The organism is Gellertiella hungarica (genome assembly GCF_014197145.1).
Lineage (GTDB): Bacteria > Pseudomonadota > Alphaproteobacteria > Rhizobiales > Rhizobiaceae > Gellertiella > Gellertiella hungarica.
Genome location: NZ_JACIEZ010000006.1, coordinates 161,934 through 177,814, shown reverse-complemented (window position 1 = coordinate 177,814; position 15,881 = coordinate 161,934). Strand labels below are relative to the sequence as shown.

Here is a 15,881-nt window from a genome sequence, read left to right as displayed (position 1 = left end):
TCCATGATGCCGGGGAGGGCGAGGCGATGACCGAAGTATCCAAGGGCGAGTTCCGCGATGCCATGGCCCGCGTCTGTGCGCCGGTCAACATCATCACCACGGACGGGCCGCACGGGCGTGGCGGGTTTACCGCCACCGCCATGTGCAGCGTCTCGGACGATCCGCCGTCCCTCCTCGTCTGCATGAACGGCAAGTCGGCGCAGCGCGACCTGTTCCTCTCGAACGGGCGCTTCTGCGTCAACGTGCTCACCCACGAGCACCAGCATCTGGCGGGCAAGTTCGCCGGCCAGGTGCAGGACATGGCCGAGCGCTATGCCGCAGCCGAATGGGTGACGATGGAATCGGGCACGCCCGCGCTGAAGGATGCGATCGTCAATTTCGACTGCGAGATCGAGACCGTGCAGCAGGCCGGCACCCACAACATCATGATCGCCCGCGTCACCGGCATTCGCCGCCGGGCCGACGGCAACGCGCTCCTCTACATGGACCGCGCCTACATGCGTCCTGCCACCTTCGCCAATGGCGGCTTCGGGGGTTAATCCTCCGCCGCCTCCAGAGCCGTTTCCTCACCCATGCCGTTCTGGCTGATGATCAGCGCTTCGAGCAGGTCGAGGAGTTCCTCGATCCGTTCCGGTCCGAACCGGCGCTCGATCTCGTCGTAGATCGCCTGCCGCTCCGGCTGCAGTTCCTCGATCAGCGCGGTTCCGGGCGGCGCGATGGAGAGCTGCACGCGGCGGCCGTCGCCCTTGAATTTCCCCACGGTGATGAACTGCCTCTCGACCAGCGTCTTGATGATGCGCGTGAGGCTCGGCGCCAGGATCGATGCCCTCTCGCAGACCTCCGATGCGTCGAGCGGCCCCGTCTCCTGCAGGACGCGCAGCACGCGCCACTGCTGTTCGCTGACATTGTGGCGCGCCAGCATGGGCCGGAATTTCGACATCACCGCTTCGCGTCCGCGGAGCAGCGACATGGGCAGCGAACGGCGCGTATTCTTCGGCAGCAAGGATCTCTCCATAAAGGGGCCGCTCCGCCGGGGGTCGGACAGGGCATGCGGCTCAATGGGCTTATAAAGGAGCGGCAATTTGTTTGGCAACGCCCGCCTCTTTTTCCCCGCGACAAGCAGGCCGCCAAATAATCGAAGAGCATGCTTGACAAAGAGGCGCAACTATTTAACATGTTAATTACATGAGGCGGCGAACCGAAAGGCAAGCCGCCGGGGAGGATGGAAATGCCGCATTTCAGAATGGAGTATTCGGCCAATCTCGAAGCCGATGTGGACATGACCGCGCTCTGCGGTCTTGTGCGCGAAACGATTCTTTCGACGGGCCTCTTCGAAGTGGGTGCGGTGCGCGTGCGCGCCTTCCGGGCCGATGCCTGGTCGATTGCCGACGATCTCGCGGAAAATGCCTTTCTCGACATGGAATTCCGGATTGGCAAGGGTCGCAGCGCCGAAGACAAAAAGCGCACCGGCGAGGCGATCTTCTCCGCCGTCACCGGCTTCCTGAAGCAGCGGTTCGAAACGCCGCATTTCGCCCTTTCGCTGGAAATCCGGGAAATCGATTCCGAGCTCAGCTGGAAGAAGAACGCCATCCATCCCCGCCTTCGCGACAAGTGAAATCCGCCGTCCCCGAAAAGGGCGGCATCCTACGGAAAGTGTTCCCATGTCCTCACTCGAAGAAAACCTGAAGAAGGCCGAAGCCTATCTCGCCCGGTTCAGAAAAGACGGCGTGCTCAACCATATCAACGGGGAAGCCGTGCCGGCTGCCGACGGCGAGACCTTCGAGATCATCTCGCCCGTCGACCTGAAGCCGATTGCGACTGTCGCCAAGGGCAAGGCCGCCGATATCGATCGCGCGGCAAAGGCTGCCAAGGCTGCCTTCCCGGCCTGGGCGGCCGTCTCGGGCGAGGAGCGCAAGAAGATCCTCCACAAGATCGCCGATGCGATCGTTGCCCGCGCCGAGGAAATCGCCTTCGTCGAATGCATGGATACCGGGCAGTCGCTGAAATTCATGGCGAAGGCAGCGCTGCGCGGCGCGGAAAACTTCCGCTTCTTCGCCGACCGCGCGCCGGAAGCCCGCGACGGCAAGGCACTGCGCGCGCCCGGCCAGCTCAACATCACCACCCGCACGCCCATCGGGCCCGTCGGCGTCATCACGCCGTGGAACACGCCCTTCATGCTCTCCACCTGGAAGATCGCACCGGCGCTTGCCGCAGGCTGCACGGTGGTGCACAAGCCAGCCGAATTCTCGCCGCTGACCGCCCGACTTCTCGTCGAGATCGCCGAAGAGGCCGGCCTGCCGAAGGGCGTCTGGAACCTCGTCAACGGCCTTGGGGAAGATGCCGGCAAGGCGCTGACCGAACATCCCGATATCAAGGCCATCGGCTTCGTCGGCGAAAGCCGCACCGGCTCGATGATCATGAAGCAGGGCGCCGACACGCTGAAGCGCGTCCATTTCGAGCTCGGCGGCAAGAACCCGGTCATCGTCTTTGCCGATGCGGATCTTGAGCGCGCTGCCGATGCTGCCGTCTTCATGATCTATTCGCTGAACGGCGAGCGCTGCACCTCCTCCTCGCGCCTGCTGGTCGAGGCTTCGGTCTATGACCGGTTCACGGCGCTGGTGGCGGAAAAGGCGAAGCGCATTCCCGTCGGCCATCCGCTGGACCCGAAGACGGTCATCGGTCCGCTCATCCATCCGGTGCACGAAAAGAAGGTGCTCGAATATATCGGTATCGGCCGCAGCGAAGGCGCGACGGTCGCCGCAGGTGGCGAGAAGTTCGAAGGCCCGGGCGGCGGCTGCTATGTCTCGCCCACCCTCTTCACCGGCGTGAAGAACGACATGCGCATCGCCCAGGAAGAAATCTTCGGGCCGGTGCTCTCGGCCATCTCCTTCACCGACGAGGCGGATGCCATCCGGCTCGCCAACGATGTCCAGTACGGTCTCACCGGCTATCTCTGGACCTCCGATGTCACCCGCGCGCTGCGCATCACCGATCAGCTGGAAGCCGGCATGATCTGGGTGAATTCGGAAAACGTGCGCCACCTGCCAACGCCCTTCGGCGGGGTGAAGAATTCCGGCATCGGCCGCGATGGCGGCGACTGGTCCTTCGATTTCTACATGGAAACGAAGAATGTCGCCTTCGCCACCACGGCCCATGCCATCCAGAAGCTCGGCGGCTGAACGACCGAACCTTGAACAATGCCCCGGCGTCTGCCGGGGCCATCTCTAGACTGTGACGGCCGCTTGCCGAAAGGGAAGGCAAGACAATGCGCCGAGGAGGAGCGACATGCCCATACCCAGCCCCAATCTCTATCCCGAATTCAATACGGTGCGTTTGAGCCACGTGGAATTCATCGTCAAGGATCTGGCCGCCTCGCGCGCCTTCTATGTCGATACACTCGGCCTGCAGGTGAGCTACGAGGACAAGAACGCCATCTATCTGCGCGCCATGGAAGAGCGCGGCCATCACTGCATCGTGCTGAAGCAGGGTGCGGAAGCCGTCGCCAACGTGCTCGGCATGAAGGTCTACGGCGAGGAAGACCTCGACCGGGCCAAGTCCTTCTTCGAGAAGAAGGGTCTGCCGACCGAGTGGGTCGAACGCCCCTATCAGGGCCGGACGCTGCGCACCCGCGACAATTTCGGCATTCCGCTGGAATTCTACCACAAGATGGACCGACTGCCGCCGATCCACCAGCAGTACAAGCTCTACAAGGGCGTGAAGCCGCTGCGCATCGACCACTTCAACTGCTTCTCGCCCGATGTCGATGCCTCCGTCGCCTTCTACAGCGAGATGGGCTTCCGCGTAACCGAGTATACGGAAGACGAAGAGTCCAAGAAGCTCTGGGCCGCCTGGCTGCACCGCAAGGGCGGTGTGCATGACATGGCCTTCACCAATGGCCGCGGTCCGCGCCTGCACCACACCGCCTTCTGGGTGCCGACACCGCTCAACATCATCGATCTCCTCGACCTGATGTCGACCACCGGCTACCTGAAGAACATCGAGCGCGGCCCGGGCCGCCACGGCATCTCGAACGCCTTCTTCCTCTACATCCTCGATCCCGATGGCCACCGCATCGAGATCTACTGCTCGGACTACCAGACCGTCGATCCGGATCTGGAGCCGATCAAGTGGGACCTGAAGGACCCGCAGCGCCAGACGCTCTGGGGCGCACCCGCACCGAAGAGCTGGTTCGAGCATGGCAGCCTGTTCGCCGGGACCGAAGTGCGCGATTCCAGCCTCAGCGCAACCCCGATCATCGCGCCTTGAGTTTTGATGAGGGGGCGCATTGATTGCCGCCCCCTCATCCGCCTGCCGGCACCATCCCCCCGTGGGGGAGATGAGGCAGGTGGCCCCCCGATTGCCCGAAAACCTATCAGGACATGCCCATGCACACCCGCTTCGCAAGCTTTACCCGGAATGGACAGGCCGGCTACGGGATCATCGCCGAGACCGGCGTGATCGATCTGTCCGCCCGTTTCGGCACGGATTATCCGACCCTCCAGTCCGTGGTGGAGGCGGGTGCGCTGCATCGTCTGGAAGAGGCGTCGCGCGGGCTTCAGCCGGATTTTCCGGTCTCCGAGATCACCTATGAAATCCCGCTCCTGACACCGGAAAAGCTGATCTGCGTCGGCGTGAACTTTCCCGACCGCAACGAGGAATACAAGGACGGGCAGCAAGCCCCCTCCAATCCCTCGCTCTTCATCCGCTTTCCGCGCTCCTTCACCGGCCACGACCGGCCGCTGATCCGCCCGCCGGAAAGCCCGCAGCTCGATTACGAGGGCGAGATCGTCATCGTCATCGGCAAGGGCGGCCGCCGGATTGCCGAGGCCGATGCGCTCGACCACATCGCGGCCCTCACGCTCTGCAACGAAGGCACGATCCGCGACTGGGTGCGCCATGCCAAGTTCAACGTGACCCAGGGCAAGAATTTCGACCGTACCGGCTCGATCGGCCCCTGGCTCGTGCCCTACCGGGACGAAAGCCAGCTCGCCGATATCCGCCTCGTGACCCGCGTCAATGGCGAGGTGCGCCAGGAAGACCGCACGAGCCGCATGATCTTTTCCTTCCGCAAGATCATCAACTATATCTCCACCTTCACCACGCTGGTTCCGGGCGACGTCATCGTCACCGGCACGCCGACGGGTGCGGGTGCGCGCTTCGATCCGCCGGTCTGGCTGAAGCCGGGCGACGTGATCGAAGTGGAGGCCGATGGAATCGGCATTTTGAGAAACACCGTCGCAGACGAGGGAACTGCCTGATGCTGACCGAAGACCAGATCAAGGACGCCGCCCGGCGCCTCTTCGATGCCGAGAAGAACCGCACCCAGATCCGCCTGCTGAGCCATGATTTCCCCGGTGGCACCATGGACGACGCCTACCGCGTGCAGGCGGAACTGGTGCGTCTGAAGATCGAGAGCGGCCTCGTCGTGAAGGGCTGGAAGATCGGGCTCACCTCCAAGGCCATGCAATATGCGCTGAACATCAACATTCCGGATTCCGGCGTGCTGTTCGACGACATGTTCTTCCCCGACAGCGCGACGATTCCCGCCGACCGCTTCATCCAGCCCCGCATCGAGGCGGAGATCGCCTTCGTCATGAAGGCGCCGCTGAAGGGGCCGGGCGTCACCATCTTCGACGTGCTGAACGCCACGGATTTCATCACGCCCTCGCTGGAGATCCTCGATACCCGCATCCTGCGCGTCGACCCGGAAACGAAGAAGACCCGCACGATCTTCGACACCATCTCGGACAATGCAGCCAATGGCGGCATCGTCATGGGCGGACGCCCCGTGCGGCCGCTCGATGCGGACATGCGCTGGATGGGTGCCATCGTCTCGCGCAATGGCGAGATCGAGGAAACCGGTCTTGGGGCCGGCGTGCTCAACCATCCGGCCGCGGGCATTGCCTGGCTGGCGAACCGGCTCGGCCAATATGGCTCTTCCATTTCGGCGGGCGATGTGGTGCTCTCGGGCTCCTTCATCCGCCCGGTGGAGGCCCGCCACGGCGATACCATCGTCGCGGATTTCGGCGCATACGGCACCGTTTCCGCCTATTTTGCGTAAAGGACTTCATCCATGCCCGCACCCAAGAACCCCTTCAAGGCCGGCCTGAAGGGCGAGAAGGCAATGATCGGCTTCTGGCTCAGCCTTGCGAGCCCCTACACGGCGGAGATTGCCGCCGGTGCCGGCTTCGACTGGCTGCTGATCGACGGCGAGCATGGACCGAACGACATTCCGCTCCTGCTTTCCCAGCTCCAGACGCTGGCCGCCCATCCGGTCGCGCCCGTCGTGCGCGTGCCGATCGGCGAAACCTGGATGATCAAGCAGGTGCTGGATATCGGCGCGCAAAGCGTGCTGGTGCCCATGGTCGAAACCGCCGAACAGGCCCGCCAGCTCGTCCGGGCGATAAACTACCCGCCGAAGGGCGTGCGGGGCGTCGGTGCGGCGGTTGCCCGCGCCTCGGCCTTCAACCGCATCCCCGATTATCTCGTCACAGCCAATGACGAGGTCTGCCTGATCGTCCAGGCCGAAAGCAAGGCGGCCATCGATGCCATCGAGGAGATCGCCGCCGTCGATGGCGTCGATGCGATCTTCATCGGCCCGGCCGATCTCGCCGCCGACATGGGCTATCCGGGCAGGGGGACGGAGCCGGTGGTGCTCGAAACCATCGAAAAGGCGATCCTGCGCATTCAGGCGGCCGGCAAGCCCGCCGGCATCCTGAACAGCGATCCGAAGCTCGCCAACCGCTATATCGAGCTCGGCGCGAAATTCGTCGCCGTCGGCACGGATGTCACGCTCTTCTCGCAGGCGACGAGCAATCTTGCCCGCTCCTACCGGGGTGACGCTGCACCCCAGCCGGTAAAATCCACATCCAGCTATTGATCGCTGGCGATCCTTGTATCAGATGCGTTCGAGCAGGACGGCAATACCCTGCCCGACGCCGATGCAGAGCGTCACGACGGCGCGGCGGGCCTGCCGCGCCTGAAGCTCCAGTGCTGCCGAAAGCGCCAGCCGCGCGCCCGACATGCCGAGCGGATGGCCGAGCGCGATTGCCCCGCCATTCGGGTTCACGTGCTCCGCATCGTCGGGCAGCCCGAGACCGCGCAAGACGGCCAGTGCCTGTGCGGCAAAGGCCTCGTTGAGCTCGAAGAGATCGATATCGGAAACCGAAAGCCCGGCCTTCGAAAGCAGTTTATGGGTCGCCGGCACCGGGCCGATGCCCATGATGCGCGGCGGAACGCCTGCAACAGCCATGCCGGCAATGCGGGCAAGGGGCTTCAGGTCATGGCGCTTCACGGCCGCCTCGGAGGCGATCAGCAGCGCTGCGGACCCGTCATTGACGCCGGAGGCATTGCCGGCCGTCACCGTGCCGCCCTTGCGGAAAGGGGCGGGGAGGGCCGCAAGTTTCTCAAGCGTCGTCTCGCGCGGATGCTCGTCATGCTCGACCAGCGTCACATTGCCCTTGCGGTCTTTCAGTTCGACGGGGGCGATCTCGAGCGCAAATCGGCCGTTCTTCTGGGCGGCGGAGGCACGCGCCTGGCTGCGCAGCGCGAAACGGTCCTGATCCTCGCGGGAAATACCGTGTTCTTCGGCGAGGTTTTCCGCCGTTTCCGGCATGGAGTCGATACCATACTGCTTTTCGATCAGCGGATTGACGAAGCGCCAGCCGATGGTCGTGTCGTAGATCGCGGCATTGCGGGAAAAGGCGCTGTCGGCCTTCGGCATGACAAGCGGCGCGCGCGTCATGCTCTCGACACCGCCCGCAATCAGCAGGTCCGCGTCGCCGGAACGGATGGCGCGAGCCGCCGTGCCGACCGCATCGAGGCCTGAGCCGCAGAGCCGGTTGATCGTCGTGCCCGGCACGGCTTCGCCGAGGCCCGATATCAGCGCCGCCATGCGCGCGACATTGCGGTTGTCCTCGCCCGCCTGGTTGGCGCAGCCGAGGATCACGTCCTCGATCAGCGCCGGATCGAGACCGGGATGGCGCGCGATCAGCGCCTTCAGGCTGTGGGCCGCAAGATCATCCGTGCGGACGGAGGAAAGTGCCCCGCCATAGCGCCCGATAGGCGAACGGATACCGTCGACGATGAAGGCCTCGGCCATGGAAACGCTCCTATTCGATACCGGCCATGAACATCGGCCCGCCGCGATGGGCCGGGAAGCCATAGCCATTGATCAGCACCAGATCGATGTCGCTGGCCCGGGCGGCGATGCCCTCGGCCAGCAGCTTGCGCCCCTCGTCCGCCATGGCGGAGACAAGGCGGCGGGTGATTTCGCCCGAAGTGAAGTCCTTGGGCACGATGCCCTTTTCCCGCCGCGCGGCGGCGATCATGTCGGTAACGGCCGGGTCTTCCTGCCGCTTGCCATCGACATAGGCATACCAGCCCCTGCCAGCCTTCTGGCCAAAACGGCCCGCTTCGCACAGGCGGTCGGCAATGACGGAATAGCGCTCGGCGGGGTCGCGGGTCGCCGCCTGCCGCTTGCGCCGTGCCCAGGCGATCTCGAGGCCGGCAAGATCAAAGACCGCAAACGGCCCCATGGCCATGCCAAACTTCTCCATGGCGCTGTCGATCTCGGCAGGCGAAGCGCCATCTTCCAGCAGGAATTCCGCTTCCTTGCGGTAGGCCGAGAAAATCCGGTTGCCGATAAACCCTTCCGTCACGCCGCAGACGATCGGCAGCTTGCCGAGCCGCTTTGCCAGCTGCAGGCCGGTTGCCAGCACGTCGGGCGCGGTTTTCGCCCCCTTCACCACTTCCATCAGCCGCATGATGTTGGCGGGCGAGAAGAAATGCAGGCCGACCACCCGCGCCGGGTTCTTGGTTTCCGCCGCCAGCCTGTCGGGATCGAGATAGCTCGTGTTCGTGGCGAGAATGGCATCGTCCCGGACGATCCCGTCGAGTGCGCCGAAAAGCGTCGCCTTCACGTCGTAGTCGTCGAAGACCGCCTCGATCACGAGATCGGCCGGTTGAAGAGCGGTCTTGTCTCCGGCGGTTTTAAGCCGTGACACGCGGGCGTCGAACCCGGCCTGATCGATCCGGCCGCTGGCGAGATTCTTGCGCAGCATGTCCTCGATGCGCGTCCGACCCTTCTCCGCGGCCTCCGCCGATTGCTCGACGGCAATCACCCGGAAGCCGGCGTCGAGCGCCGAAACGGCGATGCCCGATCCCATCAGCCCCATGCCGACGATGCCGATGGTCTCGAGCTTGCGCGGCTGAACGCCATCGAGCCCGTCCACCTTGGCGCTTGCCCGCTCCGCAAAGAAGACGTGGCGGAGCGCTCTTGCCTGCTCGCTGTCCTTCAGTTCGAGAAAGGTGCGCCGTTCTTCAGCCAGGCCCGTGTCGAGCGTCGCCTCGCCTGCGAGCTTCACCAGCCGGATGGCTTGACCGGGTGCTGTCTGGCCGCGGGCCTTGCCGAGCACCTTCTTCGCGGCGGCCTCGATGTCGGCATCGGAGGAAGGAGGCACGGAGAGCATTCCGGTCCGGCGCATGGACTTGCCGGCTGCATGGGACATGTCGATGGCTTCCGCGAGCAGATCGCCCGTCGCGACCCGGTCGAGGATGCCGAGCGTGAGCGCCTCTTTGGCACTGACAGCGCGGCCCGAGCCGATCATCTCGATTGCCGGAGCCACGCCCGTAAGCCTCGGCAAGCGCTGCGTGCCACCAGCCCCCGGCACGAGACCGAGCTTGACTTCGGGCAGGCCGAGTTTTGCGGAAGCGGCCGCAATGCGCTGATGGCAGGCAAGGGCAATTTCCAATCCGCCGCCGAGCGCAACACCGTTCAGCGCCGCGACGACAGGCTTTGCCGATGCCTCGATGGCCGAAACCACATCCGGTAGAATGGGGTCTACCGGCGGCTTGCCGAATTCCCGGATATCGGCTCCGCCGACGAAGCTCTTTCCGGCGCCTGTCATCACCATGGCTTTCAGCGTCGAATTGCCGTTCAGATGAGCAAGTGCTGCCATGATGCCGGCCCGTACCGTCTGCGACGCGGCATTGACGGGCGGATTGTCCAGCGTGACGACGAGCACGCCGTCGGTGATGGTGCCGGAGACATCAGGCGAGAAGGTGATCGCGGTCATCTGTACTCCCGTTTGGATCTTTCACATGAAATGGCACGCGCGGCCACTCAGTCCGGAATGACGGCAGTCGCCTGAATTTCGATCTTCGCCCGGTCTTCGACCAGCGCCACCACCTGCACGGCCGCCATGGCCGGGAAGTTCTTGCCCATGACGGCGCGATAGGCCTCGCCCAGACCCTTGGGATTTGCGAGATATTCCTCCTTGCTGGTGAAATACCAGGTCATGGTGGTGATGTGCTCCGGCTTGCCACCGGCTTCGGCCAGGATCGCCACGATGTTTTCCAGCGTCTGGCGCACCTGCCCTACGAAATCGTCGGTCTCGAATTCGCACTGGCCGTTCCAGCCGATCTGCCCGCCGATATAGATGGTGCGGCCCGAGGCCATCACGCCGTTGGAATATCCCCTCGGCTTGGCCCAGCCTTCCGGTTGCAGGATCGTGTGCATCAACGGGTCTCCTTCAGCAATTCACGGGCAATGATGAGCTTCTGCACCTCGGTTGCCCCCTCGTAGATGCGCAGCGCCCGGATTTCCCGGTAAAGCTGCTCGGTGATTTCGCCGACCGCCACGCCGCGACCGCCGAACATCTGCACGGCACGGTCGATGACGCTCTGGGCGGTTTCGGTCGCGGTCATCTTGGCCATGGCCGCTTCCTTGGTGGTGTTGAGCTTCTCCACGTCGCGGCGCCAGGCGGCCCGGTAGGTGAGAAGCGCTGCCGCATCGATGCCCGCGGCCATGTCGCCGAGTGCGCCCTGCGTAAGCTGCAGGTCGGCCAGCGTTGCGCCTAACATCTTTCGCGTTTTCGCGTGAAGTACGGCCTCATCGAGCGCGCGCCGGGCAAAGCCGAGCGCGGCCGCTGCCACCGAGGCGCGAAAGATATCGAGCGTCCGCATGGCGATCTTGAAGCCCTCGCCGGGTGCACCCAGCAGCCGGTCTGCCGGAATGCGGCAGTTTTCGAAGCGGATCGTGGCGAGCGGATGCGGCGCGATCACGTCGATCCGCTCGGCAATCGAAAAGCCGGGATCGTCGGCATAGACCACGAAGGCGGAGATGCCGCGCGTGCCGGGCGCTTCGCCGGTGCGGGCAAAGACCGTGTAGACATCGGCAATTCCGCCATTGGAGATCCAGGTCTTCTCGCCGTCGAGGATGAAATGGTCTCCCTCCCGCCGGGCCGCGCAGGCCATGGCGGCGACGTCGGAACCCGCTTCCTTCTCGGACAGCGCGAAAGCGGAGATCCACTCGCCCGAGGTCACCTTCGGCAGCACATGGTCCTTCACGGCTTGCGTCCCGGAAAGGCCGATGGCGCCCGTGCCGAGGCCCTGCATGGCAAAGGCAAAATCCGCTAGGCCGTCATGCCAGGCCAGCGTCTCGCGTGCGATGCAGATCATCCGGCTGTCGATCACGTCGCGGCCACCATTGCCGGTCGCCGCAGCAAGCAGGCCCGCTTCGCCGAGAATCCTGACGAGTGCACGGCAGGCGCCGTCCGTATCGGAATGATCGACGCCGGCAAGCGCTCCCGAAGCGGCAAACCGGTCGAGCCTTTCGGCGAAGGCCCGGTGTTCCGGCCCGAAGAAGGGCCAGCCGAGCGGTTCGCGCGTGGGGCCGGGAAGCGTGCTCTTGTGGCCCATCTCAATCCCCCTTGAATTCCGGCCGGCGCTTTTCGGCGAAGGCCTCGAAGGCGCGGCGGAAATCCTGCGTCGCCATGCAGATCGCCTGCGCCTGCGCTTCGGATTCGATCAGTTCCTCAAGCCCCATGGCCCATTCCTGGTTCAGCATGGTCTTGGTCATCGTGTGGGCGAAATAGGGGCCCTCGGCCAGCGAGCGGGCAAGCTTCACCGCCTCCGCTTCCAGCTGCTCGCTTGCGTGAAGGGCGTTGTAGAAGCCCCAGCTGCTGCCCTCCTCGGCGGTCATCACCCGCCCGGTGAAGAGGAGCTCCGAGGCGCGGCCCTGCCCGATGATCCGGGGAAGGATGCCGCAGGCGCCCATGTCCGCGCCCGCAAGCCCGACCCGGGTGAAGAGGAAGGCTGTCTTGGTCTGGGGCGTTGCCAGACGCAGGTCGGAGGCCATGGCCATTATCGCGCCGGCGCCCGCACAGATGCCGTCGACGGCGGCGATGATCGGCTGCGGGCAGCGCCGCATCGCCTTCACAAGGTCGCCGGTCATGCGGGTAAAGGCGAGCAGGTCGGGCATCGTCATCCGCGTCAGCGGCTCGATGATTTCGAACACGTCGCCGCCGGAGGAGAAATTGCCGCCTACCCCGGTCAGCACGATGGCGCGGATATCCGAGGCATAGACGAGATCGCGGAAGAGATCGCGAAGCTCTGCATAGCTGTCGAAGGTCAGCGGGTTCTTCTTCTCCGGCCGGTTCAGCCGGATGGTCAGCACCTGCCCGTCCTCGCTGGCCTCGAACAGGAAGTGCTCCGCCTTGTAGCCGGCGAAGGGTTTCTTGTGACCCTGCATGATCGTGCTGCGTTCCATGTCATTCATCCTTCTTATCCGCCAAGCACTTCGCCGCCGGAAATCGAAATGGCCTGGCCGTTCATCGAAGCTGCGCCCCGGCCAGCGAGCCAGAGCACCGCATCCGCCACTTCCTCCGGCTTCACCAGCCGGTTCTGCGGATTGCTCCTGGTGAAGGCGGACAAGGCCTCCTCGCGGGAGCGCCCGGTCTTTTCCGTGATCTCGGAGACTGCCTTCTCGATGATCGGCGTATCGGTGAAGCCGGGGCAAACGGCATTGACCGTCACCCCCTTGCGGGCAAGTTCCAGCGCCAGAGCGCGCGTCAGGCCGATCACGCCGTGCTTGGCGGCGCAATAGGCGCTCACATAGGCGTAGCCGGTAAGGCCCGCCGTGGAGGCGACATTGACGATCCGGGCATCGCCCTTTTCCGCGCCCCGCGCCTTGAGATCGGAGAGCACCGCCTGAGTGACGTTGAAGACGCCCGTCAGGTCGACATTGATCACCTTGGACCAGAGGTCCAGCGAGGTCTTCTCGAAGGGTGCGCTCGGCGCCTCTCCGGCATTGTTGACGAGGAGCGAGACCGGGCCGAAGCCGGCGTGCGCCTTCTCGAGCCCTGCGGCAACGGCCGCCGCATCGGTCACGTCCATGCCGGAGACGACCTGTGCACCGCTCCCCAGTTCCCCGGCCAGCGCCTCGAGCGGCTCGGCCCGTCGGCCCGTGAGCGTAACCCTGGCGCCTGCGCCGTGAAGGGCGCGGGCAATGGCCGCCCCGATGCCGCTTCCGGCACCGGTGACGAGCGCGTGATGTCCGTCGAGCTGGCCCATGGCGGGCCTTACTTCGCGCCCGCAGCCGTCTGGGCCGCGCGCTCGATGTTCGTCTCGTACTGGCCCTTGCCGGAATAGTACTGCTTCGGCCAGGCAACGTTCTTCACGCCGATCCGGGCCGCTTCATGCAGGGTCCAGGCGGGGTCTGCGAGATGCGGACGGGCAACCGCGCAGAGATCGGCACGGCCCGCCGCGATGATCGAGTTGGCATGGTCCGCTTCCGAGATCGCACCGACCGCAATCGTGTCGACGTGGATTTCGTTGCGGATCTTGTCGGAGAAGGGCGTCTGGAACAGGCGGCCATAGACCGGCTGTTCTTCCTTCCAGACCTGTCCGGACGAGCAGTCGATGAGATCGGCACCGGCCTCGCGGAACATCTCGGCAAAGATTGCCGCATCGTCGGGCGTGTTGCCGCCTTCGAACCAGTCATGGCAGGAGAGACGGACCGACATCGGCTTCTCTTTCGGCCAGATGGCGCGGATCGCCTTGAACACCTCCAGCGGATAGCGGGCGCGGTTCTCGTGGCTGCCGCCATATTCATCCTCGCGCCGGTTGGTGAGCGGCGAGAGGAAGGCGGAGAACAGATAGCCGTGCGCGGCATGGAATTCGAGCCAGTCGGCACCTGTCGTAACCGCGAGTTCCGTCGCACGGACAAAGTCCGCCTTTACCCGGTCCATGTCCTCGCGGGTCATGGCGCGCGGCACTTGGGAATGCTTGAGATAGGGCAGGGCGGATGCCGAGATCAGCGGCCAGGTCTCGCTCTCGGGAAGCGGCTGGTCGATGCCTTCCCAGGCGAGCTTCGTCGCCCCCTTGCGGCCCGCATGGCCGAGCTGGATGCCGACCTTCGCGCCGCTGTATTCATGAACGAAATCCACGAGCCGCTTCCAGCCGGCGGCCTGCTCCTCGTTCCAGAGGCCGAGGCATCCGGGCGTGATGCGGGCATCCGGCGACACGCAGGTCATCTCGCCGAAGACAAGGCCGGCACCGCCGAGCGCGCGCGAGCCGAGATGGACGATATGGAAATCGTTGATCAGCCCGTCCTTTGCCGAATACATGGCCATGGGCGAAACGACGATGCGGTTCTTCAGCGTCAGATCGCGCACCGTGTAGGGCGTGAACATGGGCGGCGGCGCGCGCTCGCCTTCCTTGACATTGATGCCCGAGCGGGCGGCGAACCAGCGCTCGTAGCCCTCGAGCCAGGTCTTGTCGCGCAGGCGCAGGTTTTCGTGGCTGATGCGCTGCGAGCGGGTCAGCATGGAATACATGAACTGCTCGGGTTCCAGCGTATCGGCATAGCGGCGGCCGACCACCTCGAACCACTCCATGGCGTTGCGCGCCGCATTCTGGATGCGCGCGACGTCGACGCGGCGGATCTCCTCGTAGGCGTCCAGCACGGCCGGGATCTTGTCCTTCTCGTGCCCCAGCTTCTGGAACTGGTTGGTGAGTTCGATCGCATCGTCGATGGCAAGCTTGGTGCCCGAACCGATGGCGAAATGGGCGGTATGGGCGGCATCGCCCATCAGCACCACATGGCTCTTGCCGTTGAAATGGCTCCACTTGCCGCAGATCAGCCGGTTGAAGTTCAGCCAGGCCGAACCGCGCAGATGCCGCGCATTGGTCATCAGCGGCGCGCCTTCGAGCACTTCCGAGAAGAGGTTTTCGCAGAAATCGATGGAGCCCTGCTGGTCGAGCTCGCCAAGGCCGTGCTTCTCGTAGGCCTCTTCGGTCGTTTCCACGATGAAGGTCGAGGTCTCGTTGTCGAACTTGTAGATATGGGCCTGGAACCAGCCATGTTCCGTCTTGCGGAAATCGAAGGTGAAGGCGTCATAAAGGCGCTTGGTGCCGAGCCAGATGTAGCGGTTCGGGCGCACGACGAGATCGGGCTGGAACACATCGGCATAGGCGTTGCGGATCTTCGAATTCAGGCCGTCGGAGGCGATGATCAGGTCCGCATCCGGGAATTCGAGGTCGCTGTTCACCTCGGTTTCGAACAGAAGCTCGACGCCGAGCGCCTCGCAGCGCTTCTGCAGGATGTTGAGGAGCTTCTTGCGGCCGATGCCCACGAAGCCGTGGCCCGACGTGCGCTGACGCGTGCCCTTGAACCACACCTCGATGTCGTCCCAGTGGTTGAATGCGTCCTGGATCTCGGCCGCACTCTCCGGATCCCAGACCTTCATGCTTTCCATGGTCGCGTCGGAGAAGACCACGCCCCAGCCGAAGGTGTCGTAGGGTCGGTTTCGCTCGACCACGGTTATGGAATGTTGCGGGTGAAGCTTCTTCATCAACAGGCCGAAATAAAGCCCGGCAGGGCCTCCGCCTATGCACACGATCCGCATGTCTGGCCTCCATCTCGATGACACCAGGAGCCGCGTGGCGCCTGGATATTTTAAGTTTAAAACATACCACCCGGCGGCCTTCTGTCAATGCGACAAACCGGCAGGGCGAAAAATATTTTAAGATTAAAGTATCTTGCGTTTCGTCATCTTCGCCCATGCCCACCGGGCATCTGGTTTTTCCCGGAAAAGCTG

General features: G+C 64.3%; 15 protein-coding genes. 7 read left to right on the top strand and 8 right to left on the bottom strand.

Going from position 1 to position 15,881, the window contains the following annotated elements; translation table 11 throughout:
* Nucleotides 1–26: 26 nt before the first annotated feature.
* Nucleotides 27–539, top strand: coding sequence for a flavin reductase (locus tag GGR23_RS15510; protein ID WP_183367212.1), 513 nt, complete (start codon nucleotides 27–29; stop codon nucleotides 537–539).
* Here GGR23_RS15510 and hpaR read toward each other — a convergent pair.
* Nucleotides 536–1,015, bottom strand: a complete 480-nt coding sequence (gene hpaR / locus GGR23_RS15505) for a homoprotocatechuate degradation operon regulator HpaR (protein ID WP_183367211.1) — start codon at nucleotides 1,013–1,015, stop codon at nucleotides 536–538. The two genes, GGR23_RS15510 and hpaR, sit on opposite strands and share 4 nt — an antisense overlap.
* 213 nt (nucleotides 1,016–1,228) lie before the next feature.
* On the opposite strand from hpaR, the gene GGR23_RS15500 reads away from it, so the two are divergent.
* From GGR23_RS15500 to hpaI, 6 genes are all read left to right on the top strand, one after another.
* A complete protein-coding gene (locus GGR23_RS15500) occupies nucleotides 1,229–1,615 on the top strand; it encodes a 5-carboxymethyl-2-hydroxymuconate Delta-isomerase (RefSeq protein WP_183367210.1) in 387 nt (128 codons plus the stop codon).
* A gap of 46 nt (nucleotides 1,616–1,661) precedes the next feature.
* On the top strand, nucleotides 1,662–3,179 hold the full coding sequence (gene hpaE / locus GGR23_RS15495; protein ID WP_183367209.1) for a 5-carboxymethyl-2-hydroxymuconate semialdehyde dehydrogenase: 1,518 nt from the start codon (nucleotides 1,662–1,664) through the stop codon (nucleotides 3,177–3,179).
* 106 nt (nucleotides 3,180–3,285) lie between these two features.
* Complete coding sequence (hpaD, locus tag GGR23_RS15490; RefSeq protein WP_183367208.1) at nucleotides 3,286–4,266, top strand: 3,4-dihydroxyphenylacetate 2,3-dioxygenase; 981 nt, start codon at nucleotides 3,286–3,288, stop codon at nucleotides 4,264–4,266.
* A 119-nt stretch (nucleotides 4,267–4,385) separates the two neighbouring features.
* Nucleotides 4,386–5,258, top strand: coding sequence for a fumarylacetoacetate hydrolase family protein (locus tag GGR23_RS15485; RefSeq protein ID WP_183367207.1), 873 nt, complete (start codon nucleotides 4,386–4,388; stop codon nucleotides 5,256–5,258).
* Nucleotides 5,258–6,061: a 2-oxo-hept-4-ene-1,7-dioate hydratase gene (gene hpaH / locus GGR23_RS15480; RefSeq protein ID WP_183367206.1), complete on the top strand. Its 804-nt coding sequence runs from the start codon at nucleotides 5,258–5,260 to the stop codon at nucleotides 6,059–6,061. The genes GGR23_RS15485 and hpaH overlap by 1 nt, the downstream gene beginning before the upstream one ends.
* A gap of 12 nt (nucleotides 6,062–6,073) precedes the next feature.
* The gene (gene hpaI / locus GGR23_RS15475) at nucleotides 6,074–6,880 is read left to right on the top strand and encodes a 4-hydroxy-2-oxoheptanedioate aldolase (protein WP_183367205.1); all 807 of its coding nucleotides are present in this window, start codon (nucleotides 6,074–6,076) and stop codon (nucleotides 6,878–6,880) included.
* Nucleotides 6,881–6,898: 18 nt separating this feature from the next.
* Here hpaI and pcaF read toward each other — a convergent pair whose 3' ends face one another.
* From pcaF to GGR23_RS15440, 7 genes are read right to left on the bottom strand one after another with little or no spacing between them, the layout of a single operon-like run.
* Entirely contained in the window at nucleotides 6,899–8,101 is a 1,203-nt protein-coding gene (gene pcaF, locus GGR23_RS15470) for a 3-oxoadipyl-CoA thiolase (protein WP_183367204.1), read from the bottom strand.
* Nucleotides 8,102–8,111: 10 nt separating this feature from the next.
* On the bottom strand, nucleotides 8,112–10,076 hold the full coding sequence (locus tag GGR23_RS15465; RefSeq protein ID WP_183367203.1) for a 3-hydroxyacyl-CoA dehydrogenase NAD-binding domain-containing protein: 1,965 nt from the start codon (nucleotides 10,074–10,076) through the stop codon (nucleotides 8,112–8,114).
* Nucleotides 10,077–10,123: 47 nt separating this feature from the next.
* Complete coding sequence (locus tag GGR23_RS15460; RefSeq protein WP_183367202.1) at nucleotides 10,124–10,519, bottom strand: RidA family protein; 396 nt, start codon at nucleotides 10,517–10,519, stop codon at nucleotides 10,124–10,126.
* A complete protein-coding gene (locus GGR23_RS15455; RefSeq protein WP_183367201.1) occupies nucleotides 10,519–11,700 on the bottom strand; it encodes an acyl-CoA dehydrogenase family protein in 1,182 nt (393 codons plus the stop codon). Before GGR23_RS15455 ends, GGR23_RS15460 begins: the two co-directional genes overlap by 1 nt.
* A gap of 1 nt (nucleotide 11,701) precedes the next feature.
* Nucleotides 11,702–12,550, bottom strand: coding sequence for an enoyl-CoA hydratase family protein (locus GGR23_RS15450; RefSeq protein ID WP_382341324.1), 849 nt, complete (start codon nucleotides 12,548–12,550; stop codon nucleotides 11,702–11,704).
* Nucleotides 12,551–12,564: 14 nt separating this feature from the next.
* Nucleotides 12,565–13,353 (bottom strand): SDR family NAD(P)-dependent oxidoreductase, encoded by a 789-nt coding sequence (locus GGR23_RS15445; RefSeq protein ID WP_183367199.1) that lies wholly within the window; start codon nucleotides 13,351–13,353, stop codon nucleotides 12,565–12,567.
* A gap of 8 nt (nucleotides 13,354–13,361) precedes the next feature.
* A complete protein-coding gene (locus tag GGR23_RS15440; protein ID WP_183367198.1) occupies nucleotides 13,362–15,689 on the bottom strand; it encodes a bifunctional salicylyl-CoA 5-hydroxylase/oxidoreductase in 2,328 nt (775 codons plus the stop codon).
* Between the last annotated feature and the right edge of the window lie 192 nt (nucleotides 15,690–15,881).

Coding starts and splice junctions, on each gene's coding strand:
- hpaI (WP_183367205.1), top strand. CDS start 6,074: ATGCCCGCACCCAAGAACCCCTTCAAGGCCGGCCTGAAGGGCGAGAAG.
- hpaH (WP_183367206.1), top strand. CDS start 5,258: ATGCTGACCGAAGACCAGATCAAGGACGCCGCCCGGCGCCTCTTCGAT.
- GGR23_RS15510 (WP_183367212.1), top strand. CDS start 27: ATGACCGAAGTATCCAAGGGCGAGTTCCGCGATGCCATGGCCCGCGTC.
- GGR23_RS15500 (WP_183367210.1), top strand. CDS start 1,229: ATGCCGCATTTCAGAATGGAGTATTCGGCCAATCTCGAAGCCGATGTG.
- hpaR (WP_183367211.1), bottom strand. CDS start 1,015: ATGGAGAGATCCTTGCTGCCGAAGAATACGCGCCGTTCGCTGCCCATG.
- hpaE (WP_183367209.1), top strand. CDS start 1,662: ATGTCCTCACTCGAAGAAAACCTGAAGAAGGCCGAAGCCTATCTCGCC.
- GGR23_RS15440 (WP_183367198.1), bottom strand. CDS start 15,689: ATGCGGATCGTGTGCATAGGCGGAGGCCCTGCCGGGCTTTATTTCGGC.
- GGR23_RS15450 (WP_382341324.1), bottom strand. CDS start 12,550: ATGGAACGCAGCACGATCATGCAGGGTCACAAGAAACCCTTCGCCGGC.
- GGR23_RS15465 (WP_183367203.1), bottom strand. CDS start 10,076: ATGACCGCGATCACCTTCTCGCCTGATGTCTCCGGCACCATCACCGAC.
- pcaF (WP_183367204.1), bottom strand. CDS start 8,101: ATGGCCGAGGCCTTCATCGTCGACGGTATCCGTTCGCCTATCGGGCGC.
- GGR23_RS15455 (WP_183367201.1), bottom strand. CDS start 11,700: ATGGGCCACAAGAGCACGCTTCCCGGCCCCACGCGCGAACCGCTCGGC.
- GGR23_RS15460 (WP_183367202.1), bottom strand. CDS start 10,519: ATGCACACGATCCTGCAACCGGAAGGCTGGGCCAAGCCGAGGGGATAT.
- GGR23_RS15445 (WP_183367199.1), bottom strand. CDS start 13,353: ATGGGCCAGCTCGACGGACATCACGCGCTCGTCACCGGTGCCGGAAGC.
- hpaD (WP_183367208.1), top strand. CDS start 3,286: ATGCCCATACCCAGCCCCAATCTCTATCCCGAATTCAATACGGTGCGT.
- GGR23_RS15485 (WP_183367207.1), top strand. CDS start 4,386: ATGCACACCCGCTTCGCAAGCTTTACCCGGAATGGACAGGCCGGCTAC.